Here is a 25,497-nt window from a genome sequence, read left to right on the forward strand (position 1 = left end):
TTCCCCCCCCTCCGTTTTCTGCCGGCCCCATCGCTCCCCCCCCCCCGCACGAGCCCGGAGGGCCTACCCGTGGGCGGCGATGTCCTCGATCACCGCGATCATGGTGCGCACCGGAACGCCGGTGCCGCCGCGGCCGGTGTAACCCCACGGTCCCGACGAGTTGTAGGCCGGTCCCGCGACGTCGATGTGCGCCCACTGGACGCCGTCGGCGACGAACTCCTTCAGGTACAGGGCCGCCGCGAGCATGCCGCCCCAGCGGTGATTCGTGACGTTGGCGAGGTCGGCGATCTTCGAATCGAGGTCCGAGCGCAGTTCGGCGGGCATCGGCATGGCCCACGCGTTCTCGCCGATCTCCTGGGAGATGGCGGCGACGCGGTCGCGGAACTCGTCGGTGCCCATGACGCCGGGGGTCCGGTTGCCCAGTGCCACCATCTGCGCGCCGGTGAGCGTCGCCGTGTCGATCAGGTAGTCGGGTTCGTCCTCGCAGGCGCGGACGATGGCGTCGGCGAGCACGAGTCGGCCCTCCGCGTCGGTGTTGATGACCTCCACCGTGGTTCCGCCGTACTGGGTGAGGACGTCGCCGGGGCGCTGCGCGGTGGACGACGGCATGTTCTCGGCCATCGGGACGGTGGCGGTGACGTCGACGGGCAGTCCGAGTTTGGCGGCGAGGACCACGGTCGCGACAACGGCTGCGGCACCGCCCATGTCGGACGTCATGTTCTCCATGCCTGCAGCGGGCTTGATGGAGATGCCGCCGGTGTCGAAGGTGATGCCCTTGCCGACGAGCGCGACCTTGGGAGCGTTCCGCTTCTTGCCGGAGTAGCTGAGGCGGACCAGTCGCGGCAGCCGGGACGAGCCCTTGCCCACGCCGAGGATGCCGCCGTACCCGTTCTTTTCGAGCGCCTTCTCGTCGAGGACCTCGACCTTCAGGCCCGCGTCGGTGCCGAGTGTCTTTGCGCGGTCGGCGAATTCGGCGGGGAACAGGTGGCTCGGGGGTGTGTTGACGAATTCGCGTGCGGTGGCGACGGCTTCGGCGATCGCCGACGAGCGCGCGAGGGTGTCCTTCGACTCCTTCGCCCGCGGGGACGACACCAGCAACTCGACGCGGGAGACGGGCTGTGCGTCCGGGCCGGGTGCGGACTTCGCGGACTTGAATTCGGTGAACCGGTACGCGCCGAGGGCGAAACCTTCCGCTGCCGCACCGAGATCGAGTACGGACAGCGTGGTCGCGACGGTGCCGACACCGCTGAGTGCTCGCGCCGCGGCGCCCGCGGACTTGCGGATCTGCTCGGCGTCCAGCTTCTCGGCCGAACCGAGTCCGACGGCGAGCACGCTGTCGACCGGCAGCGTGCCGGGTGCCGGGATGCGGGTGGTCTCTTCGGCCTTGCCGGAGGCGCCCACCGCGACGAGCGTGTCGAGCAGGTCGGTCAGCACCGATTCGTCGACGATGCCGTCTCCGAGCGCGATTTCGGGGCCGTCCGGGCTCGACGTCAGTCCGATCACCAACACGTCCACGCGCTTGCCGACGGTGCCGGCCAGTGCGAGTTGTGGTCCGAGGGGTCGGGCTGTGCGAGTGCTCACGGTGTCTCTCCTGCAGCGGTGGGGGATGAGTGGTGCCGGGTGGCCGACGTTCGTTCCGATGGTAGTGCTCCGCCGCCTCCGGCCACCCGGTGCGCGTCTACCCGGAGGTCCGATAGGTTGAGGCGCATGACCGAGGAGCAGTTGTCGCAGGGGCCCGTCCACGCCGTCCACGTCGAACTCGGGGCCACGTTCGCTCCGTTCGGTGGCTGGGAGATGCCCGTGTCGTATGCCGGCACCGTCGCCGAGCACACTGCGGTCCGCGAATCGGTGGGAGTGTTCGACGTCAGCCACCTCGGCAAGGCCCTCGTGCGCGGCAGCGGCGCCGCCGACTTCGTGAACTCGGCGCTGACCAACGACCTCGGCAGGATCGGTCCCGGAAAGGCGCAGTACACGCTGTGCTGCACGCCGTCGGGTGGAGTGATCGACGATCTGATCGCCTATTACGTGGGCCCCGACGAGGTATTCCTCGTCCCCAATGCGGCCAACACCGCGGACGTGGTCGCGGCGCTCGCCGCCGCGGCCCCCGAGGGCGTCACCGTCGAGGACCAGCACCGGGACTTCGGCGTGATCGCCGTGCAGGGGCCGAAGTCGGTGGAGGTGCTCACCGCGCTCGGCCTGCCCACCGACATCGACTACATGGCCTTCGCGGACGCCACCTGGGACGGCGTGCCCGTCCGTGTGTGCCGCAGCGGGTACACGGGCGAGATCGGCTTCGAGCTGCTGCCGCGCTGGGACGACAGCGAGAAGCTGTTCCGGGCGGCGGTCGAGCAGGTCCGCGCCCACGGCGGCCAGGTCGCCGGTCTCGGCGCCCGGGACACGCTGCGCACCGAGATGGGGTACCCGCTGCACGGGCACGAGCTGTCGCTGGAGATCTCCCCGCTCGAGGCGCGATGCGGCTGGGCGATCGGCTGGAAGAAGCCGAAGTTCTGGGGCAAGGAGACGCTCGTCGACGAGAAGGCGTCCGGCCCGGCCCGCGCACTGTGGGGCATCAAGGCGCTGGACCGCGGCGTGCTGCGCGCCGGTCAGACCGTGCTCCGCGACGGCAGGCCGATCGGCGAGACCACGTCGGGCACGTTCTCGCCGACGCTCAAGGTCGGGATCGCGCTGGCGCTGCTCGATTCCGGGTCCGGGGTGTCGGCCGGAGACGAGATCTCCGTGGACGTCCGGGGGCGCTCGCTGCGCGCCGAGGTGGTGTCTCCGCCGTTCGTGGAGATCAAGACCAAGTAAGCACCTGTCGCGGACGACCTGTCGGCGGCGGGGCAGCGGAAGGCGTTCGATAAGATCACGGGCATGACAGGTGTCACCGAGTTCGTTCGCGTCCCGCATCCCGCCCCCACCTCCGACGAGGTACGGCGAGAGATACTGGCGGCGCCCGGATTCGGCCGGTACTTCACGGATCACATGGTGTCGATCACCTACTCCACGGAGCTCGGCTGGCACGACGCGAAGGTGGAGCCGTACGGGCCGCTCCAGCTCGACCCCGCCGCGATGGTGCTGCACTACGGGCAGGCCATCTTCGAGGGTCTGAAGGCGTACCGGCAGCCCGACGGCGGCATCTCGACGTTCCGTATCGAGGCGAACGCCGAGCGGCTCGCGACGTCGGCTCGCCGTCTCGCGATGCCGGAGCTGCCGGAGGAGTTGTTCGTCAAGTCGATCACCGAACTGCTCGAGCTCGATCACGAGTGGGTGCCCGCGGCAGGCGGTGAGGACGCGCTGTACCTGCGCCCGTTCATGTTCTCCACCGAGGCCGGTCTCGGGGTGCGTCCGGCCGACGAGTACCGCTACCTGCTGATCGCCTCGCCTGCGGGCGCGTACTTCCCGCGTGGCGTGAAGCCGGTCAGCGTGTGGCTGTCGACGGAGTACGTCCGGGCCGCACCCGGCGGCACCGGTGCCGCCAAATTCGCGGGCAATTACGCGGCGTCGCTCCTCGCGCAGGCGCAGGCCGCCGACGAGGGTTGCGACCAGGTGGTGTGGCTCGACGCGATCGAGCGGTCGTACGTGGAGGAGATGGGCGGCATGAACCTCTTCTTCGTGTTCGGCTCCGGATCCGACGCCCGCCTCGTGACGCCGTCCCTGTCCGGTTCGCTGCTGCCGGGGATCACCCGCAATTCACTGCTGACCCTCGCGACCGACGCCGGTTTCGCTGTGGAGGAGCGGCGGATCAGCACCGACGAATGGCGCACCAAGACGAAGTCCGGCGAGATCACCGAGGTGTTCGCGTGCGGAACGGCGGCCGTCATCACGCCCGTCGGCCGGGTCAAGTCCGCCGAAGGCGAATTCACCATCGCCGACGGCGAGCCCGGCGAGGTCACCATGGCACTGCGCGACACGCTGACCGGAATCCAGCGGGGAACGTTCGCCGACACCCACGGCTGGATGACCAAACTGCGCTGAGCCGTGTCGGCGGTCGGTCAGGAAGCGAGACCGATCGCCGAGACGGTGATGGTGATCTCGAGCGCGGCTCCGAGCACGTCACCGTTCAGGCCGGCGAATCGCCGGACGCAATGGGCCACCAGCAGCGCGGTGAGTGTCAGTGCGACCGCGACGACGACGGGTCCCTGCCACCACGGCGACGTGCACCATGCCGCCGCCGCGAGGAGCGGAACGGTCCAGGCGGCACCGGTCCACGGCGACTGGGTCTCGGCGACCAGCGCGCCGAACCCTTCCGTGGCGGACGCGGGGATCCCGCGGCGGCAGGCGAACACGACCGCCACCCGCCCGGCCGCCACGGCGACGGCCACACACGCGAACTGTCCTGCGGCGGCGAGAGATCCGAACGCCAGCCCCTGCGCGCCCAGGCAGATCACCAGGGCGCACACCCCGAACGGGCCCGCGCCGCCGCTGTGCATCACGGCCCGCGCGCGCTCCGGCGACCCGTAGCAGCCGAGCCCGTCGACGGTGTCCGACAGGCCGTCGACGTGCATGCCTCGGGTGGCGAGGGCGTGCGCCCCTACCGTCACCAGGCCGGCGAGCGCGGGATCGAGTCCGGCGGACACGAGCAGCCACAGCAGTCCCGCGGCCAGGGTTCCCAGCGCGATCCCGGTCACCGGCGCCGCCCGGATCGCGCGGCCGCCTGCCGCACGGTCGACGGAATCCGGACCGCGCAGAGGGAGAACCGTCAGCCAGGAGAAGGCGAGCAGCACACCCGTCACAGTCAGCCCGCGGTGTCGGCGGCGTCGGACCCGCTGTCGGAGTCGGTCCGGGTTTCGGAACCGTCCTCGGTGTCGCGGGTGCTGACCCCGGCCTCCGCGAACGTCGCCATCTCCGCGAGCGTCGCGACGGCGCCCTGCAGGATCGGCAGCGCGGTGACGGCGCCGGACCCCTCGCCGAGTCGCATGTCGAGTTCGAGGAGCGGGTCGAGTTGCAGATGCTTCAGCGCGATCGTGTGGGCCGGTTCGGTGGAACGGTGGCCGGCCAGCCACCACGCGCGGGCGCCGGGTGCCAGTTCCTCGGCCACCATCGCGGCCGCCGTCACGACGACGCCGTCGAGGATGACCGGGGTCTTGCGCGCGGAGGCCTGCGCGAGGAACCCTGCCGTCGCGGCGAGGTCGGCGCCCGACACCGTGCGCAGCAGTGCCACCGTGTCCCGGACCACCGGCCGGGCGCGGCGCATCGCGTCGCGGATCGCCGCCGTCTTCCGGATCCAGCCGGCGTCGTCGACCCCGGTACCCCGGCCGACCGCCGCGACCGGTTCGGTGTCCGTCAGCGCGGCGATGAGAACGGTGGCCGGTGTGGTGTTGCCGATTCCCATGTCGCCGGCAATCAACAGGTCTGCGCCGGAATCGATTTCGGAGTCGGCGATCGACCGTCCGGCCTCGATGGCCTTCACGGTCTCTTCGTGCGTGAGTGCGTCCTCGCGGTCGATCGCCCCCGACGAGCGCCGAATCTTGAACGCGGACACCGACGGATCCGTGTCGCCGTCCACCGACAGGTCGACGACGCGCACGCCGGCGCCCGCCCGGTTCGCGAGAGCGTTGACGGCCGCCCCACCGTCGACGAAGTTGGCGACCATCTGCGCTGTCACCTCGGGCGGATACGCGGAGACGCCGGTCCGTGCCACGCCGTGGTCGCCGGCGAACACCACCACCCGTGCCCGTGCGAACGGGGCGGGTGGGCAGACGCCCTGGCAGGCCGCGGCCCAGCACGCCAGCGTCTCCAGACGTCCGAGCGATCCGGCCGGTTTGGTGAGCTGAAGCTGACGGGCCTCGGCCTGCGCGCGAACCCCTTCGTCGGGTGGGGTGACGGGTTCGAACCGACCGGGGTCGGTGCTCACGGACTCGCTGGTCACGCTTGGCCTCTCGCTCGAGTGGAGTCGGCCCCGCACGACGCACGTGCGGGATCGTCTTTCAGGATCATGGTCAGGCCGGCCACGACGAGGACCACACGATCGCAGACCTGCGCGAGCCGCGCGTTGAGGGCGCCGATTTCGTCGCGGAACAGGCGACCGGACCGGGTCTCGGGGATGACGCCGAGACCGACCTCGGGAGTCACCAGCACGAGTGCCCCGGGGTAGTCGCGGACGCTCGCGACGAGGTCGTCCGCGACGGGGGTGATGGTGCCCCGCGGCGAATCCCAGGCCGCGGCGCCGTCGAGTTCGACGGTCAGCCAGGTGCCGAGATCGTCGACGAGTGTGGCCGCCGCGTCGGTGGGGGAACGCAGTTGATCGGCGAGGTCGCGGCGGTGCGCGGTTTCCACGGTGACCCAGCTGTCGGGGCGCCGATCGCGGTGCTCGGCGACGCGGTGCTCCCAGTCGTGGTCGCCGGGGTCGCGGTGGCTGGTGGCGACGTAACGCACCCCGCCCGCCCCGGCCAGGGCCTGCGTCAGTTCCTCGGCGTGAGCGGATTTACCGGACCGTGCACCGCCGAGTACCAGCGTTCGCCTGGGCTGGTTCGGGCGATCCGGGAGGTCCGGGGAATCGGCGGTGGGCACGGAGGGAAACGCTACCAACCCGCCGACGTGGCAGGATTTTGACGAAGAACGTCAATTCCGCCACTGTTGGCGGAAAGTGAATGGGCGGAAAATTTCAGCCATGACCGAATTCCTCGTCCTCGTTGCACTTCTCCTGGTGCTGCAGGCGGCCGTGACGTACGCCGGGCGGCACCTGGGACCACTTCACCCGCGACTGCGGAACAGCTACCGCGACAACTTCTTCCGGCCTGCCGATCCCCTGACGGACCTGTCGCGGGACCGCGACGCCGAACTGGGGCGGCTGCTCGCCGAGACGCACCGCGCGCCCCACAACTGACCGTCAGATGGCGTCGCCGGGCCGCACCCGCGGCTTGGGGGCCCGCAGTTTGCGGATCTGCGACGCCCGCACGAACGCGTACCAGCCGAGTTTGAAACCGCCGTCGGGAGTGTCCGGGAAGCGTTCCCGCACCTGATTGTTGATCTTCCGGCCCAGCCACACGCCCTCGATGGCCATGAACATCATCATGATGAGCATGGCGAGCGTCACGATCGCCTGCAGGGCCGGGCTGACGAACATCGCCATGATGAGAATCAGTGCCAGCGGCATGAACAGGCCGACCAGATTGCGCCGGGCGTCGACGATGTCCCGGACGTACGCGCGGACGGGGCCCTTGTCGCGGGGGAGGAGGTACTTGTCTTCGCCGGCGAGCATGCGGGCGCGGCGCTCGGCGGCGGTGGCGCGTCGCTCCGCTGCGGCGACCTTGCGCTCTTCCTTGCTGCCGCGGGTGGCTTTCCTGCGGGCGCGGGCCTCTTTCGCCGTCAGGGGTGCGGGCGCGACCGGTCCGCGGCGCTTCGACTCGGCGTCGCGTCGCTTGGGGGTCGGGCGGCCCTTGCCCGCCTGCTCGACGGACTCCGCCTCCTTGGCCGTGGACGACTCGGCGACCTCGACGTCCCGCTTGTCTGAATTGTCCGAATCACCGCGGCGTAGCAATTTCACTCTTCCAGACTATGGGAAGACGCCACGGAGTGGAAAATTGCCCTCACATCGAAATGCCGGGTCGCGCCCGTCGCCATACACTTCGCCGATGCGAGTGTTGATCGCACCGGACTCCTTCGGTGAGACGCTGACCGCCGTCGAGGCGGTCGCCGCCATCGCGGCGGGATGGTCGGCCGTGCGCCCGGACGACCAGCTGATCGAGGCCCCGCAGTCCGACGGCGGCCCCGGCTTCGTGGACGTGGTCGCGGCTGCCGGCGGCACCGTCAAGACCACGGTGGTGGAAGGGCCCCTCGGCGTCGACGTTCCCGCCCGCTGGCTCCTCGACGGCACCGACGCCTACCTCGAATCCGCCCAGGCCTGCGGACTCGGACTGCTGGGCGGACCACCGACGCCCCGCACCGCCCGCGACGCGCACAGCCGAGGTGTCGGGCAGCTCGTGGTGGCGGCCCTCGACGCCGGCGCCCGCAGAATCGTCGTCGGTCTCGGCGGCAGCAGCTGCACCGACGGCGGTCGGGGCCTCGTCGAATCCCTCGCGCAGGGATTCGGCAGCGCGGACGCCGCCGTCGCCCGCCTGCGCGCAGTGGAACTGGTGGTCGCGACCGACGTCGAACACCCGCTGCTGGGTGAGCACGGTGCCGCCCGTGTGTTCGGACCGCAGAAAGGTGCCGATGCCGGCACCGTCGAGTTCCTCGAGGACCGGAACGCCGCGTGGGCCGGGCAACTGCACCGGGTGACGGCCCGGGACGTCGCGGCGGAGGCCGGTGCCGGAGCCGCGGGTGGTATCGGCGCCGCGCTGCTCGCGCTCGGCGGTACCCGCGAATCCGGTGCCCACGTGGTCGCCCAGCGCACCCGGCAAGACAGGCAACTCGCGTCCGCGCAGCTCGTGATCACCGGGGAAGGCCGCCTCGACCGGCAGTCGCTGCGCGGCAAACTCGTGAGCGCGCTCGCCGCCGCCGCCCGCAGGCGGGCCATCGCGACGCTCGTCCTGGCCGGGCAGGTGCTCCTCGACACGGACGATCTGGACCGCGCCGGCATCGACGACGCCCTGTCGCTGGTGGACCACGCCGGGTCGGTCGAACTCGCGATGTCGGACGCATACGCGCAGCTGAGAGACCTCGCCGCCGCCGCCGCCCGCGGATGGGACGGCGCAACCGCACGGCAGTAACCCGAAACCCCGACGTCGGATACCATGGACGTGGATCGATCTGCGGACGCTGCCGCAGGGAATGGAACCCGGGAATAAGTCGGGCGCGGAGTACCGTTGAAGCGTTCACGGGTTTGTTACGAACTACAGGGAGAGCCCATGACTGTGCAGAACGAGACCGCCGTCCACGGCGTCAAGATGACCGAAGCCGCGTCCGCCAAGGCGAAGGCGCTGCTCGATCAGGAAGGTCGTGACGACCTCGCACTGCGTATCGCCGTGCAACCCGGCGGCTGCGCAGGACTGCGTTACCAGCTGTTCTTCGACGACCGCAACCTGGACGGCGACCTGATCGTGGACTTCGGTGGCGTCGCCCTCGCGGTGGACCGGATGAGCGCGCCGTATGTCGAGGGTGCCTCCATCGACTTCGTCGACACCATCGAGAAGCAGGGTTTCACCATCGACAACCCCAACGCGACCGGTTCGTGCGCCTGCGGCGACTCCTTCAACTGAGTCCCGAGCCGAAGTACAACTGAATCGACAAGTCTGACGCGGCGCCGACCGGCTGCCGCGTCAGACTTTTTTCGTGCCCGACCTCGCCGTCCCCGGGTCCCCGTGCTGCCCGACCGAACATGGTGGTCCACCGGGGTACGGTGAGAAATCCCGACCGAACTCATCGAAAGGCATCCGCCCGTGACAATTGCGGTAACCGGTTCCATCGCCACCGACCACCTGATGCGGTTTCCGGGCCGGTTCGCCGAGCAACTGCTCGCCGATCAGCTCAGCCACGTCTCGTTGAGCTTCCTGGTCGACGACCTCGTAGTCCGGCGCGGGGGAGTGGGCGGCAACATCGCCTACGCCATGGGCGTCCTCGGTGGTTCCCCGCTTCTGGTGGGGGCTGTCGGAGCCGACTTCGCGGACTACCGCCAGTGGCTCGAGGGCAACGGTGTCGACTGCACCGCCGTCCGGATCTCGACCACCGCGCACACCGCGCGTTTCGTGTGCACCACCGATGAGGACATGGCGCAGATCGCCTCGTTCTATCCCGGGGCGATGAGCGAGGCCCGGGAGATCCAGCTGTCCGGCATCGCTTCGGACGCCGACACGCTCGAGCTGGTCCTGATCGGCGCCAACGACCCCGAGGCGATGATCCGCCACACCGAGGAATGCCGCCGACAGGACATCCCGTTCGCCGCCGACCCGTCGCAGCAACTCGCGCGCCTGAACGGCGAGGAGGCGGCGGCGCTGATTCGCGGTGCGAAATACCTGTTCACGAACGAGTACGAGTGGGGACTGCTGCAGCAGAAGACCGGACTGTCCGAAGCAGAGATCCGCGCACAGGTCGGTGTCCGCGTCACGACGCTCGGCTCGAAGGGCGTCGAGATCGTCGACGCCGACGGCAACTGCACCCGGGTCGCCGTCGTCCCCGAGAAGGCCAAGGTCGACCCGACCGGTGTCGGCGACGGATTCCGAGCCGGATTCCTCCTCGCGCACAGCGCAGGCCTGAGCTTCGAACGCTCCGCACAACTGGGGTCGCTGGTGGCCGTGCTGGTACTGGAGACCACCGGAACCCAGGAATGGACGTTCGACCGCGACGAGGCGGTCAAGCGCCTCGCGGATGCCTACGGCTCCACCGCCGCGGACGAGATCGCCGCGATTCTGCCGTGAGGCGGCTCCGCCGCCCGTGAGTGGTTGAGGAGTCTCTGGACTCGTCAACCACTCACGGGCGCGGAGCGCCTAGATCGAGACCGGGTACGCCGGCTCGGCGATCTCCGGGACGATCCGGTTCTCCACGAAGATGCCGTGCCAGACCATGAAGATCAGCACGGTCCACAGGCGACGGCTGTGATCGGACACGCCGTCCCGGTGATCGTTCAGCATCTTCGTGATCGCGACCTTGTCGAGCAGGTGATCGGTGCCCGAGGCCGCGATCTGCTCGTGCGCCCAGTCGAACAGTTCGGTCCCGCGCAGCCAGTGCCGCAACGGCACCGGGAAGCCCAGCTTCGCCCGATGGAGCACGTGGCCGGGGACGATCCCTTCCAGCGCCTGACGCAGCGCGTACTTGGTGGTGCTCTTGGTGATCTTCTGATCCAGCGGCACCCGCGACGCCACCTCGAAGACCTCCGGATCGAGGAACGGCACCCGCAGTTCGAGCGAATTGGCCATCGTCATCTTGTCGGCCTTGACCAGAATGTCGCCGCGCAACCACGTGAACAGGTCCAGGTGCTGCATCCGGGCCACCGGATCCCACCCCTGTGACTGCGCGTAGATCGGGTCGGTCACGTCACGGTGCGTCCACTCCGGCCGGAAGTCGCGCAGGACGGCCCGCAACTGCGCGTCGTTGAAGCTGCGCGCGTTGCCGTAGTAGCGCTCCTCCAGGGTCAGCGAACCGCGATGGAGCAGGCTCTTTCCGCGGGTGCCGTCGGGGATGCGCTCGGACAGCTTCCCGGCGGCCCTGCGCAGGCCCTTGGGCAGGTACTCGAACGGCTTCAACGAAATCGGCTCGCGGTAGATGGTGTAGCCGCCGAACAGTTCGTCGGCGCCCTCACCGGACAGCACGACCTTGACGTGCTTGCGCGCCTCCTTCGCCACGAACCACAGCGGAACCAGTGCCGGGTCGGCGACCGGGTCGTCGAGGTACCACACGATCTCGGGGATGGCGGCGGCGAACTCGGACGGGCTCACCACCTTCACCACGTGCCGTGCGCCGATCGCCTCGGCGGACTCGGCTGCGACGTCGACCTCGGAGTAGCCCTCGCGCTCGAAACCGGTCGTGAACGTGATCAGGTTCGGGTTGTGGCGCATCGCGAGCGCCGCGATCGCCGTCGAGTCGATGCCGCCCGACAGGAACGAGCCGACGGTCACGTCGGCGCGCATGTGCTTCGCGACCGAATCCTCGAGGGCCTCCGCGATCTCGCGGTACCGGGCCTGCTCGGTGCCCGCGGCGAACGGGCGCACCGGGAACGTGGGCGCGAAATAGCGGGTGATCACGGGTTCTTCGCCCGGGCGCACCCGCGCGAAGCACCCGGACTCGAGCCGGCGGATCTGCTTGTGGAGGGTTTCCGGCTCCGGCACGTACTGGAGGACGGTGTAGTGCTCGACCGCACGCGGATCGAGTTCGGTGCCGATGCCGATCAGGCTCGCCAGTTCCAGCAGGCTCTTCTTCTCGCTGCCGAACGCGGTGCCGCCGGTGCCCGTTGCCAGGAACAGCGGTTTGATGCCGAACGGATCGCGGGCGATGAACAATTCCCGCGTCTCGGTGTCCCAGATCGCGAATGCGAACATGCCGCGCAGGCGGCGGACGGCGTCCTCACCCCAGTAATGGAACGCCGCGACGATGGCCTCGCTGTCGCCCTCGGTGGCGAACTGCGCACCGAACTGCTCGGCGAGTTCGGCCCGCACCTCGAGGTAGTTGTAGATCTCGCCGTTGAACGTCAGCGCATAGCGTTCCGGGTTCTCCGCCGGACCCCACCGCAGTGGCTGGTGGGAGTGTTCGATGTCGATGATCGACAGGCGATTGAACCCGAAGACGAGGTGGTCGTCGTGCCAGGTCCCGTGCTCGTCCGGCCCACGGTGCCGCAGGCAGTGCATTGCCTGGTCGACCTGTGAGACGGCGTTGTCGCTGGTTTCTCCAGAGGTCAGTAGCCCGAGCAGTCCGCACACAGCGTCCGGTACCTCAATTCAGAATCTTGGAAGGCTCCACGAGGTGGAGGGGTCAGGGATCTCTGCCGGAAAGTATGCCGCAGATTGCCGACGCGTCCGGTTCGGGCCGCCGCAGGCACCGCTGCGGCCCGAACACCGGCACCGCCGCGGCAACGACAGCGACACATCGCCCGACCCGAGGATGGAGAGCCGCCACCTTTGGTCTACGCTGCGTAGTAATTGGGCCTTCCCATCGGGTGTGCCCTAGTGGAATTTGCGGCGATCAGGAAGGCGTGAACGTGGCGCAAGGTCGGATCCTTCGGCGGGCAGGGTTGGCAGTATCTTTGGGCATTGCTGCCTTGCTGCTGTCGGGTTGTTCAATCGACAACGAGGTGCTTCGTTTCGGGTGGCCTTCGGGCGTAACCCCGCAGGCGCACCGCATGCGTGAACTGTGGACCTGGTCGGTCATCGCCGCCCTCGTCATGGGTGTGCTGGTGTGGGGACTCACCTTCTGGGCGGTGATCTTCCACCGCAAGAAGAAGGACTCTCCCGAGTTCCCGCGTCAGACGGCATACAACGTGCCGCTGGAGCTGGCGTACACCGCAGTTCCGTTCGTCATCATCGCCGTGTTGTTCTACTTCACGGTGGTCGTGCAGAACCATGTCCTCGAGAAGGAGGACAACCCGAATGTAGTGGTGGATGTCACTGCGTACCAGTGGAACTGGAAGTTCGGCTACCGCTCCATCGATCTCGGTGAAGGTGGCGGTCTGTACGACGGTGTCGACCAGGAGGCGCAGGCCGCCGTCGAGTCCGCATCGGCGCCCGAGGCGGAGGGCGAGGGTGAGCACGCCGTGCCCGGGCCGATTCACGGCAAGACACCCCAGGACCTGTCCTACCTGCACTACGACAAGATCGAGACGATCGGCTCGAGCAACGAGATCCCGATCCTCGTCCTGCCGACCGGCAAGCGGATCCAGTTCGAACTGGCCTCGGCCGATGTCATCCACGCGTTCTGGGTGCCGGAGTTCCTGTTCAAGCGTGACGTGAACCCGAACCCCAAGGAGAACCACTCCGACAACGTCTTCCAGATCAGTGAGATCGAGAAGGAAGGTGCCTTCGTCGGGCGCTGCGCCGAGATGTGCGGCACGTTCCACGCGATGATGAACTTCGAGGTTCGTGCCGTGAGCCCGGACAAGTTCGCGCAGTACATCGAGTTGCGCAAGCCGGCGAGCGAGGGCGGCCGGGATCTGACCACGGCGGAGGCTCTGCAGGCCATCGGCGAGTCCCCCGTCGCGACGTCGACGTCTCCCTTCACCACCGACCGCGGCTACAAGCAGGCGAGCGGTGTCGAAGGTAACTGAACCTGCTGCTGATACCTCACTGACCAAGGACAAGTGCTGATATGAAGATCGAAGCCAAGCTCTTCGAGATCCTGACGGTATTCTTCATTCTCGTCGCGATCGTCTACGGCGTCTTCACCGCCGTTTCACGAACCGGTATCGAGTGGGCGGGTCTGACGGGCATCTGCCTGTCGGCGGGACTGACGCTGATCATCGGAACGTACTTCCGGTTCGTCGCCCGTCGCCTCGACACGCGTCCCGAGGACTACGAGGACGCAGAGATCGCCGACGGCGCAGGCGACCTGGGCTTCTTCAGCCCCGGTAGCTACTGGCCGATCCTGCTCGCCGCCGCGGCCGCGTTCGTCGCCGTCTCGATGGCGTTCTTCCAGCCGTGGATGATCGTGGTCGCCGTGGTTGCCGTGCTGGCCGCCGCTGCGGGTCTCGTCTTCGAGTACTACGTCGGGCCCGAGAAGCACTAGCCCACACTTTTGTGACGGCCGAAGGCGCCGAATCCCTCTGGGGTTCGGCGCCTTTTGCGTGTGTCGTCAGCCCTCGCGGTAGCGGGCGGTCGCCGCGGCGAGCCCACCGTCTACCGGGCGATCGGACGGGGCGTCTCGACCGGCACCACCGACTGATCGACGGCACCCAGCCCCTGGTCGTCGCCGTGCTGACAGGTCCACTGCTCGGTCAGCAGCCGCGTCCGGGCAGTGGTGGGGGCTTCTGCTCGGACGCCACCGCGCCCTCCGGTGTGGCGTGGTGGGCCTACCTCGTGCCGTGCGCCGGAATGCTGTCGCCGCCGGCGACCGGTCGTGTGGTTGATCGTCCTGTCCACGGTGGGCGGCTACGTCCTGTATGGCTCGTGCTGCGCAGCAGCGCAATCACGCGCGGGGTCTCAATGCCCTGATGTTCCTGATGGTGCCGGTGACGGCGATCTGGGGAGCGGCGGCGACCGTTCGGGGTCCTCACCGCGCTCGGACTTCTCCACGGCCTCGTGGCGGTCCCGCTCGCGTTCCGTGCACGGCCGCGCGGGGGAGGGGAGCGCGCACGGTCCGGACACACGAACAGAGCCCCGAACCGGAAGCGGTTCGGGGCTCTGTTCGACTACGGGGGTGAGGCTAGTGCGCCTCGCCGTTGCCGGACGATCCGTTGCCGGACGTCGACGAACCGTTGCCGTGGGCACGGTCCTGGTACTCCCGCAGCATCGTGAGCTGCTCGTGCTCGCCGTGATGCAGGGCGTGCTCGAGGGCCAGGCTCTCCTCGACCGGGTCGGCCGTGACGAGGCTGCCGGAACCGGGCTTGCCGGCGGAACCGAGCTTGTTCATCTTCTTCGGGACGGTCGCACCCTGGTACTCGAGCGGGATCGGGTGACCGTGGTCGTCGACCGGGCCGAGCGGCTGGTGGATCTCGATGTACTGACCGTTCGGCATCCGCTTGATGATGCCGGTCTCGATGCCGTGCTCGAGGACCTCACGGTCGCTGCGCTGGAGACCCAGGCAGAACCGGTAGGCGACGAAGAAGGCGATCGGAGGCAGCAGCACCATGCCGATTCGGCCGATCCACGTCATCGCGTTCAGGGAAATGCTCAGGTGGTACGCGATGATGTCGTTGATGCAGGAGATCGTCAGGACGGCGTAGAACGCGATCGCCATCGCACCGATCGCAGTGCGCACCGGAACGTCGCGCGGACGCTGAAGCAGGTTGTGGTGAGCATCGTCCTTGGTCAGGCGCTTCTCGATCCACGGGTAGGCGATCAGGACCGTGAACACCAGACCCATGATCAACGCGACGGCGAACACCGACGGGATGGTGTAGCGGTCGAACAGGTAGATGTCCCAGGCCGGCCACAGACGGGCCAGGCCGTCCGTCCACATCATGTAGATGTCGGGCTGCGAACCTGCCGACACCTGCGACGGGTTGTAGGGGCCGATGGTCCAGACCGGGTTGATCTGCAGCACGCCACCCATGACGGCGAGAACACCGAACGTGATCGCGAAGAACGCACCCGACTTGACGGCGAACACCGGGAGGATGCGCACACCGACGACGTTGTTCTCCGTGCTGCCGGGGCCGGGGAACTGCGTGTGCTTCTGGTACCAGACGAGCGCAAGGTGACCGGCGATCAGGGCGAGGATGATGCCCGGGAACAGCAGGACGTGCGCGACGTACAGGCGGGGAATGATCAGGTCGCCGGGGAAGTCCCCGCCGAAGATCACCCAGTGCAGCCAGGTGCCCGCGATCGGGATGCTCAGCGTGATGCCGGAGAACGCGGCGCGCAGGCCGGTGCCGGACAGCAGGTCGTCGGGGATCGTGTAGCCGAAGAATCCTTCGAACATCGCCAGGATCAGCAGGAGGCAGCCGATGACCCAGTTGGCCTCACGCGGACGCCGGAAGGCGCCGGTGAAGAAGATGCGCATCAGGTGCACGACGATCGACGCCGCGAACATCAGCGCAGCCCAGTGGTGGATCTGACGGACGAACAGACCGCCGCGGACCTCGAACGAAATGTTCAGCGTGGTCTCGTACGCGCGGGACATGGTGACGCCGCGCAGGGGCTCGTACGCGCCGTTGTAGACGACGTGCGCCATCGACGGGTCGAAGAACAGGGTCAGGTAGACACCGGAGATCAGCAGGATGACGAAGCTGTACAGCGCGATCTCGCCGAGCAGGAACGACCAGTGGGTGGGGAAGACCTTGTTGATCTGCCGCCGCATTCCCGCTGCGAGGTGGTAGCGCGAGTCCATCGCTTCCGCCTGGCCTGCGGCCATCGCGCTCAGTTTGGACGGTTTGTTGTCGGTCACGGTCGACGCTCCCAAAATGCCGGGCCGAGAGCTTCGATGTAGTCACCCGTTGTGACTAGGAAACCCTCTTCGTTCACTGTAATAGGCAACTGCGGAAGTGCACGAGCGGCCGGACCGAAAATCGGCTTTCCGTAGGTCAGCGCATCGAACTGCGACTGGTGGCACGGGCAGAGGATTCGGTTGGTCTGCTGCTCGTACAGGGAGGTGGGGCAGCCGAGGTGGGTGCAGATCTTCGAGAAGGCGAAGTAGTCGCCGTAGTTGAAGCTCTCCTGGCCCTTGCGCTTGGTGACGTTCGCCGCGTCCTCCGTGCGGAGGCGGATGAGCATGGTCGCGTTGCGGATGCCGCGCAGCGCCTCGAGCAGCGCGTCGTGGTCGCCGCGATCGGACTCGCGGAAGGGGAACACCGTTTCCATGGCGCCCGCGTCCAGGTCTTCCGGGCGAACCAGGACGACGTCCTCGGGACGACCGGTGTCGCGGCGCAGGTAGATGGTCTCGCCCTCGTAGCGGGGGGTCCATCCCGACACCCACAGCGGGGAGTCGTCGCGCTTGGCCCACGGGTTCTTGATCAGACCACCGAGGGGCATGACGGACATGATGCCGAGGGCACCGCCGCCGAAGATCAGGGTGCGCTTGAGGAGCTTGCGCCGTCCCAGCGTCGACGTGTCGAACGAGTCGCCGAGTTCCGCGACGATCGTCTTGCGGTCGACCTCGGACGATCCACCGTCGTGGCGGTCCTGGATGGACACCTCTTCGGGGATGAACTTCTTGGTGAACTGCACCGCGCCGACACCGAGGCCGAGGATGGCCAGACCCATGGTGAGGCCGATCAGCGGGGTGTACAGGCTGTAGGCCGAGTAGTGCTGCTCGCCGGCGCCCGCGTACTCCCAGGGCCAGAAGAGGTAGATCGCGATGAACGCGATCGCGGAGATGCCGGACAGCGCGAACCAGAACGCGACCGACCGCTCGGCGCGCTTCTCGGCCTTCGTTCCCGGAACCGCCCAGCGGTTGCGGCGGAACGCGACATCGACGTGGTCGAGGTTGGTGCCGAGCTCGACCAGTTCGTCGCGGCTCAGGTTCTCGAGTTCTGCATCCGTGTACTTCTTTGGCGTGGCGCCGCCCGGCTGGCCAGCGTCGCTCATGACCTTGCTCCGATCCACAGTGCTGCACCGACGACAGCGATGATTCCGATGACCCACATGGCCAAGCCCTCGGAGGCGGGACCGATGCCGCCGAGTCCGTAGCCACCGGGCTGCTTCGTCTCGCCCGACGACTTGATGTAGGCGATGATGTCCTTCTTCTCCTCGAGGGTCAGCTGACGGTCCGAGAACTTGGGCATGTTCTGCGGGCCGGTGACCATCGCGGTGTAGATCTGCTGCTCGCTGGCCGGGTCGAGGACCGGCGCGTACTTGCCGGACGAGAGCGCACCGCCGCGCCCGGTGAAGTTGTGGCAGGACGCGCAGTTGAGGCGGAACAGTTCGCTGCCGCGTCCGATGTCGCCGCCGCGCAGCGAGGACTGGGCGATTTCGCCGTTCTCGTCACGAATGACCGTGGGGCCGCCGCCGTTGGCCTGGACGTACGCGCCGATGGCGTCCGTCTGCTCGGCGTCGAACTTGACGGGCTTGCGCTCGACCTGGGCCTCGTTGCGCGATGCCGGCATACGTCCCGACGACACCTGGAAGTACACGGCGGCCTCGCCGACACCGATCAGGCTGGGGCCGCGGTCCTGCACACCCTGCAGGTTCGCGCCGTGGCACGTGATGCACGAGGTGTCGTACAGCTGCTTGCCTTCGCGGATCAGTGCTGCCTGATCATCGGTGGCGGTGGCCACCTGCGGGGTTGGCGTCAACGCGGACGCGAGGAAACCGGCGCTGACCAGTCCCATCATCAGGACCAGGGCGCCCGTGACGCGCCTGCGGAGCTTCCGCTGGCGGCGTGCCTTGGCGGCGGACGCTGTGGTATCGGATGCGGGAGGGGGGGATGAACTCATCTGTATCCCTTTGGTATGTCGGGACGGACTGGACGTCAGGGGGCTGCCTGGGGCGTTCAGCTGATCAACGGATGAAATAGATCGTGGCAAACAGGCCGATCCACACGATGTCGACGAAGTGCCAGTAGTACGAGACGACGATGGCGGCGGTGGCCTGGGCGGGCGTGAACTTGCTGACCTTGGTGCGGGCGATCAGGAACACGAACGCGATGAGGCCGCCGATCACGTGCATTCCGTGGAAGCCGGTGGTCATGTAGAACACCGAGCCGTACACGCTGCTGGAGATCGAGGTGCCGTGCTCTACGAGGTGGATGTACTCGTAGGCCTGGCCGAGGACGAAGAACGTGCCCATCGCCAAGGTCAGGAGGTACCACCGGCGGAGGCCGAAGACGTCGCCGCGCTCGGCCGCGAAGACACCCATCTGGCAGGTGAACGACGAGGCGATCAGCACCAGCGTCACCGGCACGGCGAGGAACAGATTCAGCTCGGTCGGCTCCGGCGGCCAGTTCCCGTTCGCCTGTGCTCGCGCCACGAAATACATGGCGAAGAGCCCTGCGAAGAACATGAGCTCACTTGACAACCACACGATGGTGCCAACGCTGACCATGTTAGGTCGGTTCAGCGAGTGCACGCGTTGGGTGATTGCTGATCCTGAAGTCCCTACTGCGCTCGTCACAGACAGAAGTATGACGCTTCGTCGTAAGAGACGACTACCCGGGTCCACCCTCGGCGCGCCGAGGCGCCCCGCTTGTCCGGTTCTCCCTGCTGACAGCCTGGTCGCGGACCGTGAAAGGGTGGAGTCATGCGCTCTGGAGACAACAGTACGGGGTGGCTGCGGCGACTGTTCGGAAGTCGGAAGCAGGCCCCTCTCGATCAGGACCGGCCCGACCTCGTGGTCGTCGCCTCGAGTTTCGACGACGTGGAGGCGTGCTCGACCGTGCTCGACCGCGCCGCCGCCGAGGAACCGCGGTGGGACGCCGACGCGGAAGCGGTGCTGCGGCACCACTTACGGCTGCCCGCGGCCTCGGTGGCCGACGCCGTGTCGATCGCCGCCCAGGACGGCTACCGACCGCAGGATCCGGACGGGCAGGCGTCCCCGGCCGAGGACGGCGCGACTGTCGAACTCGTGCTGCAACGGGTCCAGGTCCTCGACGCGCTGCACTGTTCCCAGGAGAAGTCGAGGATGGCGGGACTGGCCCAGCGGCTCGGGGGCTCGGTCGACGGATGGGACGCGACGCAACCGGCGCGCGAGTCCGGTCCGCCCGGTGACTAGGCTGCCAGGGATCGGATCCGCCACTAGTACAAGGGGACACGACGATGCAGAGCCCGACTGCTCAGGGGACCAACGACGGTGTGCTGCCTGCACGCACCTGGCCGTCGGTCCTCGGTGCGCTCACCGACGGACGTGACCTCGCGGTGGACGACGCGAAATGGGCGATGGACGAGATCATGTCGGACAACGCCACGTCCGCGCAGATCGCGGCGTTCGGCGTCGCCCTGAAGATGAAGGGCGAGACGCCGGAGGAGTTGCGCGGCCTCGCGGACTCGATGCTCGGGCACGCACGCAAGGTTCCCGTCGACGACGACGTCGTCGACATCGTCGGCACCGGCGGTGACCGATCGAACACCGTGAACATCTCGACGATGGCATCACTGGTGGTCGCGGCGGCCGGCATCCGCGTCGTCAAGCACGGCAACCGGGCGGCGTCGTCCAAGAGTGGTGGCGCGGACGTTCTCGAGGCTCTCGGCGTCAAGATCAATCTCGGCCCCGACGAGGTGGCCCGCTGCGTGCGGGAGGTCGGCATCGGATTCTGCTTCGCGCCGGTGTTCCACCCGGCGCTGCGGTTCGCGGGCGCGCCCCGTAAGGAGATCGGCATCCCGACGGTCTTCAACGTGCTCGGACCGCTCACCAACCCGGCCCGTCCGCGGGCCGGCCTCATCGGTTGCGCCTTCCCGGGCCTGATCTCGGTGGTGGCCGGTGTGCTCGCGCAGCGCGGCAATTCGGCGCTGGTGGTGCGCGGCGACGACGGCCTGGACGAACTGACGACGTCGACCACCTCGACCGTGCACATCGTCGCCGACGGAGCGGTGACCACCCGTCGGCTCGACCCCCGCGACATCGGCATCGCCCGGGTGCCGCTCGACGAACTGCGCGGCGGCGACGCCGACGTGAACGCCGCGGTGGCGCGGCGACTCCTCGCGGGTGAGACCGGACCCGTCCGCGACGCCGTTCTCCTCAACGCCGCGGCGGCGATCACGGCGTTCCGGGGTCTCGGCGCCCGCACCCTCGAGGAGGGACTGTCGGACGGGCTCTCGGCGGCGGCGCAGTCCATCGACAGCGGCGCGGCCGCGACGCTGCTCGGCCGGTGGGCCGATCTCACGTCGGGCCTGGCCACCAGCAAATAGCCGGCGGAACTATTCGCCGATGGAGAAGCCCGCTTCCACGTCGGCGCTGGAGTAGGACTGGAACGCGATGTGCGTCGCCGTCCGCGAGACGCCGTCCACCTTGTTGATTCCCTCGGTGACGACCTCCGCGATCTTCGCGTGGTCCCGGACCCGCACGATCGCGATGAGGTCGACGTCGCCTGCGCAGGAGTAGACCTTGTCGACGCCCTCGATGTCGGCGACGGCCTGAGCGGTCTCCGGGATGCGGTGGGCTTCGGCGTGGATCAGGACGATGGCGTTGATCATGATCGCCAGCCTAAGCGGTGGTCGGCGGAACCCGGTGCGGGTGGTCGGGTCTCGGCGTCCCGTGTCGACGCGCTGCCGGCGCGGGCGAGCGCACACCACTCGGACCAGGATCCGGCGCCCCGTGCGGGCTCGCACCACCCCGAGGACGCACTGACGATCCGGGTGTCGTCCTGGTCGAGCCAGCGCGCGAGCAGCCCGGCCTCCTCGGGGGACGCGCCGCGAAGCGGAGTCGTGTCGGGCACGACGGTTTCTGCGGTGAGGACGAGCGCGTCGACCACCGGCATCGGGTGGATTCCCCGCCGGGCGCAGCCCGCGGACGCGAGGCGCCCGGAACGGATCACCGCGAACTCCCAGCCGCCGGTCGCGGCGGGGCGAGCGGCGACGAGCTGATCGAGGGCGGTGAGCGCCGCCAGGCGCTGCATTCTGCGCAGCGCGAGGACGACCTCCGCGGTGCGGTCCCGCAGCCGCGCGGCGTTCTCGAACAACTCGCCCGCGGCCAGTTCCTCCACCCGTGCGCGCATCCGGTGCAGCGGCGCGTCGTCGGCGCCGCGTAGGAAGAGCCGGAAGAGTTCCGGGCCGGGACGGTAGGTGTCCTCCGTGTCGCGGCCGTGGACGGACGCGGGGCAGCGCCCGAGCTCGCGGGGCGGGCACTGCGCACCGTGCGTCCGTCCCTTCGGGATCCGGCTGGTGCAGGTACGGAGAATGCAGTACTCGGCGAGGAGGTCGGCGACGTCGGCGGCGGTCGAGCGGGACCGGAACGGTCCGAGGGAGTCGGCGGCCGGGGTCCGCACCACCGACAGCCGGGGGAAGGCCTCCGCGGTGAGCGTGATCCACCAGCCGCGCTTCGGGTACTTGGACCGCCGGTTGTACGGCGGGGTGTGGGCGGCGAGCAGCCGGAGCTCGCGCACCCCCGCCTCGAGTGCGTGCGCGCATTCGACGTGGTCGATGCGGGTGGTCAGCGCGACCATCTCCTTCATCCGGCCGCGCGTCTCGGAGCCGGTGAAGTAGTTGCGCACCCGGCGGCGCAGATCCGTCGCCGTGCCCACGTAGAGGACCTCGTCGGACGGCCCGCGGAACAGGTAGACGCCGGGAGCGTGGGGGAGATGACTGGCGAGCGTGCGTTTCGCCCGCTGGTGGGAGGAGACGTCGGGAAGGTAGTCGACGAGCTCGGTGAGACTGTGCACTCCCTGGTTGCCGACCCGCGCGATGAGGGCGTGCAGTACGTCGACGGTGGCGCGGGCATCGTCGAGGGCCCGGTGGGTCGGGGTGCTTCCGACGTCGAAGAGCCGGGCCAGCGACGACAGCTTGACCGACGGCGCCTCGTCGCGGGTGAGGACCCGGCGGGCCAGTTTGACCGTGCAGAGCACGGTGAACTTGGGCCAGGGGGTGTCGGTGGCCGACGCGGCGGCCTTGAGGAAGCCGGTGTCGAAGGGGGCGTTGTGGGCGACGAGCACCGCTCCGCGTGCGAACTCGAGGAACGCGGGCAGCACGCGTTCGATGCGGGGTGCGTCGATCACCATCGCGGTGGTGATGCCCGTGATCTCGACGATGTGCGGCGGGATGGACCGTCCCGGGTCGACGAGGGTGGCCATCTCGGCGATCACCTCGCCGCCGCGGATCTTCACCGCCCCGATCTCGGTGATGGCGTCCTCGCCCGGCCGCGCTCCGGTGGTCTCGAGGTCGACCACCACGAACGTGGTGTCCCGCAGCGGGGTGTCGAGGTCGTCGAATCTCAGCTGTTCGGGTACGCCGGGGACACTCACGGCTCAGAGCGTATGGACGGGCACCGACAGACCCGCCCGAAGAGCCTGGGGAGACGAGGATCACACTGCCCGTGTGTGGGCTGCGGTGGCGGGTGGGCCGACGGCCGAGGGCGCGCCCCGGAACGGGGATCGTGGGGTGCGGCGATCGAGGTCGGCGGGTCCGGTGCGTGTGCCGAGCGGCGCCCACGCCACCCCTGTTGAACAGCGCGAACGTGGGGCGCGGCGCGGCCGGGGAGTCGCGGCGCTCTGCGAAATGCCCACTCCCGCTGCCGAAAAGCGAACGGAAACATACCGCTTGTTATCCAGTCGTTACCGAATGTGGGTATCGCGCGCCCGCACGCCCCGAAACGGTGCAAACGGACACTTTCCGCGTGTTCCGGTCGACATCGGGGTATTCCATTTCGTAACCTTCCTGAGACCTAGCGGAGTCTCGCAGCCCCAACACCGGGGCCGCATCGCTAGTCACCGCCTAATCGGCCACTCGCGAGAGCGGTCGTACCGGGAACCCAAGTTTCTACTGGGGTGAATCCCGCCGGGACGTCCTCACGCACCGGTGGGTAGGGCTGATCTTCCCAGCCCGAACCCGTCAGCTAACTCGGTCGGCGGATGAATGGAAGAAACGGAGTACCCCTTTCGTGGCGTCACAAGTTTCCAAGCGGAATGTGCGACGGGCAGTCGTCGCCGGCGCGCTCGCAGTCGGAGCGCTCACCGCTACCGCGGCCCCCGCGGCCGCAGACCCCATCACCATCCCCGGTGTCGGAACCTTCGAGATCCCGGGTGTCGTCATCCCGCAGATCCCCGGTGTCCCGAACCTGCCCGCGCCCCCCGCGCCGGCCAGCACCGCAGGTGACAAGGCCGTTCAGGCCGCGCAGACCAAGCTCGGTTCGCCGTACGTCTACGGCGCCGCAGGTCCCAACTCGTTCGACTGCTCCGGCCTGGTGCAGTGGGCGTTCAAGCAGGCCGGACTGAACCTGCCGCGCACCAGCTACGCGCAGGCGGCCGCCGGTACCCCGGTGTCGCAGTCCGATCTCCGCCCCGGCGACGTGATCTCCTTCTACGGCGGCTCGCACTCGGGCATCTACGCCGGCAACGGCAACGTGATCCACGCCTCCACCGAGGGCCAGCCCGTCAAGTTGGCGCCCATCGCGTCGATGCCTTTCGACGGCGCACGCCGCTACTGATCCACGCACGAGGCGAGGCATCCACCGAGTCGAGGGCGGGGATGCACGGGGTAGCTTCGTAGGATCTTGCACGACCACCGAGGGTGGGTTCGAATCACGATTCGAACCCACCCTCGATGTCGTTGCGCCCCAGGCGGACAGGCTGTCGCCCGCCCGCCCGGTGGTCCCCGCCACCCCGTCGTGACATGGGTGGACACAAACGTATGCCATTCCGTAACCTATCCGAGACCTTGCGAAGTCTTGCCGCGCCAACCGGGCGGCAACGCGGGTCGCCACCTCTTCGGCACTCCGCGGTCGTCTCGGCCGGGGAAATTCCTGAGCCGCGCATCGACCCGGCTGGTGGAGATCGACGATCGGAGAACCGCATTTCCGTGGCCTCACACAAGATGAAGCGCTCCCTGGGCAGCGTGCTGACAGCCGGAGTGCTGTCGGCGGCGCTCGTGTCGCTGCCCTCCATCCCGGCGGGTGCGGACCCGGTCACCACCAACCCGACCGAGGCGCTGACGAAGCTCGGCGACCTGTCCCGGCAGTCCGAGCAGACGTCGGAGGCCCTCCACAACGCGCAGATCGATCTCGAGGCCAAACAGTCGGCGCAACGCGATGCGGACGCCCGGCTCGCGGCCGATCAAGGTGTCCTCGACGAGGCCAACGCGCGCGTCGCCGTCTTCCAGCCCGTGGTGAACAAACTCGCCACCGCCAACTATCAGGGCGCCCGGACCAATCGCCTGTTCGCCGTGATGGTGAGCGACTCGCCGCAGCAACTCCTCGACCAGATGTCCGCCCTGGACGCCATCTCCAACGACACCCGCAATCAGGTCGCGCAATTCCAGTCGGCCACGTCGGACGCCACCAGGGCGGCCGAGGCGTCGAAGCAGTCCGCGGAGTCCGCGCGGGCGGCCACCGAGCAGGCCAAGGTGGTCAGCGACGACCTGCAACGCAAGCAGAGCGACCTGCAGGCGCAGATCGCCGACGTGATCAAGGCATTCGGAGATCTCACCGGCGCCGAGCGCGACCAGTTGGCGGGAACGCCGTTCCCGCCCGGCTTCGACCCCGACACGATCCTCGCGCACCTGACCCCCGGCTCGGGCACGAGCGCGTTGCAGGCAGGCATGACCCGCATCGGCGACCCGTACGTGTGGGGCGCCACCGGGCCCGACCAGTTCGACTGCTCGGGGCTCGTCGTCTGGGCGTACAAGCAGATCGGCAAGACGCTCCCGCGGTCCAGTCAGGCTCAGGCCAGCGGCGGCACCCCGGTATCCCGCGACGAACTCCAGCCCGGCGACGTCGTCCTCTTCTACAACGACGCGTCCCACGTCGGCCTCTACGCAGGAAACGGCAACATTCTCCACGCCTCGACGTTCGGTGTGCCGGTGAAGATCGAGTCGATGGCGAAGTTCCCCTTCTACGGGGCGCGCCGCTACTGACGGCCACCGTCGGGCGACGGCACGCGGGCGTGCTCATACACTCA

Annotated in this window: 24 protein-coding genes and 1 riboswitch; of the genes, 12 read left to right on the plus strand and 12 right to left on the minus strand. The window is 68.5% G+C overall.

Translation table 11 applies throughout. From position 1 onward, the window contains the following. Positions 1-63: 63 nt before the first annotated feature. Positions 64-1,581 carry a leucyl aminopeptidase gene (locus ACFU5V_RS26715; protein ID WP_378702984.1) on the minus strand — a complete coding sequence of 506 codons (1,518 nt, stop codon included), beginning with the start codon at positions 1,579-1,581 and terminating at the stop codon, positions 64-66. A gap of 126 nt (positions 1,582-1,707) precedes the next feature. Between ACFU5V_RS26715 and gcvT the strand changes: the two genes are divergently transcribed. Together gcvT and ACFU5V_RS26725 are read left to right on the plus strand one after the other, a co-directional pair. Then, positions 1,708-2,808 carry a glycine cleavage system aminomethyltransferase GcvT gene (gcvT, locus tag ACFU5V_RS26720; protein ID WP_378702985.1) on the plus strand — a complete coding sequence of 367 codons (1,101 nt, stop codon included), beginning with the start codon at positions 1,708-1,710 and terminating at the stop codon, positions 2,806-2,808. Between the two features lie 63 nt (positions 2,809-2,871). Continuing rightward, positions 2,872-3,975 (plus strand): branched-chain amino acid aminotransferase, encoded by a 1,104-nt coding sequence (locus ACFU5V_RS26725; RefSeq protein WP_378440300.1) that lies wholly within the window; start codon positions 2,872-2,874, stop codon positions 3,973-3,975. 17 nt (positions 3,976-3,992) lie between these two features. Here the strand turns inward: ACFU5V_RS26725 and ACFU5V_RS26730 are convergent, their stop codons facing one another. From ACFU5V_RS26730 to ACFU5V_RS26740, 3 genes are read right to left on the minus strand one after another with little or no spacing between them, the layout of a single operon-like run. Then, entirely contained in the window at positions 3,993-4,733 is a 741-nt protein-coding gene (locus ACFU5V_RS26730; protein WP_378702986.1) for an adenosylcobinamide-GDP ribazoletransferase, read from the minus strand. Positions 4,734-4,735: 2 nt separating this feature from the next. Continuing rightward, positions 4,736-5,869 carry a nicotinate-nucleotide--dimethylbenzimidazole phosphoribosyltransferase gene (gene cobT, locus ACFU5V_RS26735; RefSeq protein ID WP_378702987.1) on the minus strand — a complete coding sequence of 378 codons (1,134 nt, stop codon included), beginning with the start codon at positions 5,867-5,869 and terminating at the stop codon, positions 4,736-4,738. After that, positions 5,866-6,510 (minus strand): bifunctional adenosylcobinamide kinase/adenosylcobinamide-phosphate guanylyltransferase, encoded by a 645-nt coding sequence (locus ACFU5V_RS26740; protein ID WP_378702988.1) that lies wholly within the window; start codon positions 6,508-6,510, stop codon positions 5,866-5,868. The genes cobT and ACFU5V_RS26740 overlap by 4 nt, the downstream gene beginning before the upstream one ends. 100 nt (positions 6,511-6,610) lie before the next feature. Between ACFU5V_RS26740 and ACFU5V_RS26745 the strand changes: the two genes are divergently transcribed. After that, positions 6,611-6,826 carry a hypothetical protein gene (locus ACFU5V_RS26745; RefSeq protein ID WP_087556203.1) on the plus strand — a complete coding sequence of 72 codons (216 nt, stop codon included), beginning with the start codon at positions 6,611-6,613 and terminating at the stop codon, positions 6,824-6,826. A gap of 3 nt (positions 6,827-6,829) precedes the next feature. Here the strand turns inward: ACFU5V_RS26745 and ACFU5V_RS26750 are convergent, their stop codons facing one another. After that, positions 6,830-7,486, minus strand: a complete 657-nt coding sequence (locus ACFU5V_RS26750; protein ID WP_378702989.1) for a DUF3043 domain-containing protein — start codon at positions 7,484-7,486, stop codon at positions 6,830-6,832. Between the two features lie 88 nt (positions 7,487-7,574). Between ACFU5V_RS26750 and ACFU5V_RS26755 the strand changes: the two genes are divergently transcribed. The 3 genes from ACFU5V_RS26755 to ACFU5V_RS26765 all read left to right on the plus strand — a co-directional run bounded on the left by ACFU5V_RS26755 (position 7,575) and on the right by ACFU5V_RS26765 (position 10,295). Beyond that, positions 7,575-8,651 (plus strand): glycerate kinase, encoded by a 1,077-nt coding sequence (locus ACFU5V_RS26755; RefSeq protein WP_378440310.1) that lies wholly within the window; start codon positions 7,575-7,577, stop codon positions 8,649-8,651. A gap of 138 nt (positions 8,652-8,789) precedes the next feature. Beyond that, positions 8,790-9,140, plus strand: coding sequence for an iron-sulfur cluster assembly accessory protein (locus ACFU5V_RS26760; RefSeq protein ID WP_005247725.1), 351 nt, complete (start codon positions 8,790-8,792; stop codon positions 9,138-9,140). 180 nt (positions 9,141-9,320) lie between these two features. Beyond that, positions 9,321-10,295, plus strand: a complete 975-nt coding sequence (locus ACFU5V_RS26765; protein ID WP_378702990.1) for a carbohydrate kinase family protein — start codon at positions 9,321-9,323, stop codon at positions 10,293-10,295. Positions 10,296-10,364: 69 nt separating this feature from the next. Here the strand turns inward: ACFU5V_RS26765 and asnB are convergent, their stop codons facing one another. Next, entirely contained in the window at positions 10,365-12,290 is a 1,926-nt protein-coding gene (gene asnB / locus ACFU5V_RS26770; RefSeq protein WP_378441888.1) for an asparagine synthase (glutamine-hydrolyzing), read from the minus strand. A gap of 272 nt (positions 12,291-12,562) precedes the next feature. On the opposite strand from asnB, the gene ACFU5V_RS26775 reads away from it, so the two are divergent. After that, entirely contained in the window at positions 12,563-13,630 is a 1,068-nt protein-coding gene (locus tag ACFU5V_RS26775; RefSeq protein ID WP_378441890.1) for a cytochrome c oxidase subunit II, read from the plus strand. A 41-nt stretch (positions 13,631-13,671) separates the two neighbouring features. Further along, positions 13,672-14,088, plus strand: coding sequence for a cytochrome c oxidase subunit 4 (locus ACFU5V_RS26780; RefSeq protein WP_012688105.1), 417 nt, complete (start codon positions 13,672-13,674; stop codon positions 14,086-14,088). 636 nt (positions 14,089-14,724) lie between these two features. On the opposite strand, the gene ACFU5V_RS26785 is transcribed toward ACFU5V_RS26780, so the two are convergent. From ACFU5V_RS26785 to ACFU5V_RS26800, 4 genes are all read right to left on the minus strand, one after another. Beyond that, positions 14,725-16,374: a cytochrome bc complex cytochrome b subunit gene (locus tag ACFU5V_RS26785; protein WP_378703007.1), complete on the minus strand. Its 1,650-nt coding sequence runs from the start codon at positions 16,372-16,374 to the stop codon at positions 14,725-14,727. A 29-nt stretch (positions 16,375-16,403) separates the two neighbouring features. After that, a complete protein-coding gene (locus tag ACFU5V_RS26790; protein ID WP_378440085.1) occupies positions 16,404-17,546 on the minus strand; it encodes a ubiquinol-cytochrome c reductase iron-sulfur subunit in 1,143 nt (380 codons plus the stop codon). Further along, positions 17,543-18,394, minus strand: a complete 852-nt coding sequence (locus ACFU5V_RS26795) for a c-type cytochrome (protein WP_378440087.1) — start codon at positions 18,392-18,394, stop codon at positions 17,543-17,545. The genes ACFU5V_RS26790 and ACFU5V_RS26795 overlap by 4 nt, the downstream gene beginning before the upstream one ends. Positions 18,395-18,458: 64 nt before the next feature. Beyond that, positions 18,459-19,070 (minus strand): heme-copper oxidase subunit III, encoded by a 612-nt coding sequence (locus ACFU5V_RS26800; protein ID WP_005260123.1) that lies wholly within the window; start codon positions 19,068-19,070, stop codon positions 18,459-18,461. 126 nt (positions 19,071-19,196) lie between these two features. Between ACFU5V_RS26800 and ACFU5V_RS26805 the strand changes: the two genes are divergently transcribed. Next, positions 19,197-19,667: a ribonuclease E inhibitor RraB gene (locus ACFU5V_RS26805; RefSeq protein ID WP_378440089.1), complete on the plus strand. Its 471-nt coding sequence runs from the start codon at positions 19,197-19,199 to the stop codon at positions 19,665-19,667. 44 nt (positions 19,668-19,711) lie between these two features. Next, positions 19,712-20,800 (plus strand): anthranilate phosphoribosyltransferase, encoded by a 1,089-nt coding sequence (gene trpD / locus ACFU5V_RS26810; RefSeq protein WP_378440091.1) that lies wholly within the window; start codon positions 19,712-19,714, stop codon positions 20,798-20,800. Between the two features lie 9 nt (positions 20,801-20,809). Here trpD and ACFU5V_RS26815 read toward each other — a convergent pair whose 3' ends face one another. Both ACFU5V_RS26815 and ACFU5V_RS26820 read right to left on the minus strand, forming a co-directional pair. After that, positions 20,810-21,085, minus strand: coding sequence for an Lrp/AsnC family transcriptional regulator (locus ACFU5V_RS26815; RefSeq protein ID WP_005247708.1), 276 nt, complete (start codon positions 21,083-21,085; stop codon positions 20,810-20,812). Next, on the minus strand, positions 21,082-22,848 hold the full coding sequence (locus ACFU5V_RS26820; protein ID WP_378440093.1) for a DEDD exonuclease domain-containing protein: 1,767 nt from the start codon (positions 22,846-22,848) through the stop codon (positions 21,082-21,084). The genes ACFU5V_RS26815 and ACFU5V_RS26820 overlap by 4 nt, the downstream gene beginning before the upstream one ends. A 456-nt stretch (positions 22,849-23,304) precedes the next feature. Beyond that, positions 23,305-23,469: riboswitch (cyclic di-AMP (ydaO/yuaA leader) on the plus strand. Positions 23,470-23,483: 14 nt separating this feature from the next. On the opposite strand from ACFU5V_RS26820, the gene ACFU5V_RS26825 reads away from it, so the two are divergent. Both ACFU5V_RS26825 and ACFU5V_RS26830 read left to right on the plus strand, forming a co-directional pair. Further along, on the plus strand, positions 23,484-24,029 hold the full coding sequence (locus ACFU5V_RS26825; protein ID WP_378440095.1) for an NlpC/P60 family protein: 546 nt from the start codon (positions 23,484-23,486) through the stop codon (positions 24,027-24,029). Positions 24,030-24,400: 371 nt separating this feature from the next. Then, positions 24,401-25,453 carry an NlpC/P60 family protein gene (locus tag ACFU5V_RS26830; protein ID WP_378702991.1) on the plus strand — a complete coding sequence of 351 codons (1,053 nt, stop codon included), beginning with the start codon at positions 24,401-24,403 and terminating at the stop codon, positions 25,451-25,453. Positions 25,454-25,497: the final 44 nt, after the last annotated feature.

The sequence above is a fragment of the Rhodococcus sp. NPDC057529 genome (assembly GCF_042802055.1).
Classification (GTDB): Bacteria; Actinomycetota; Actinomycetes; order Mycobacteriales; family Mycobacteriaceae; genus Rhodococcus_F.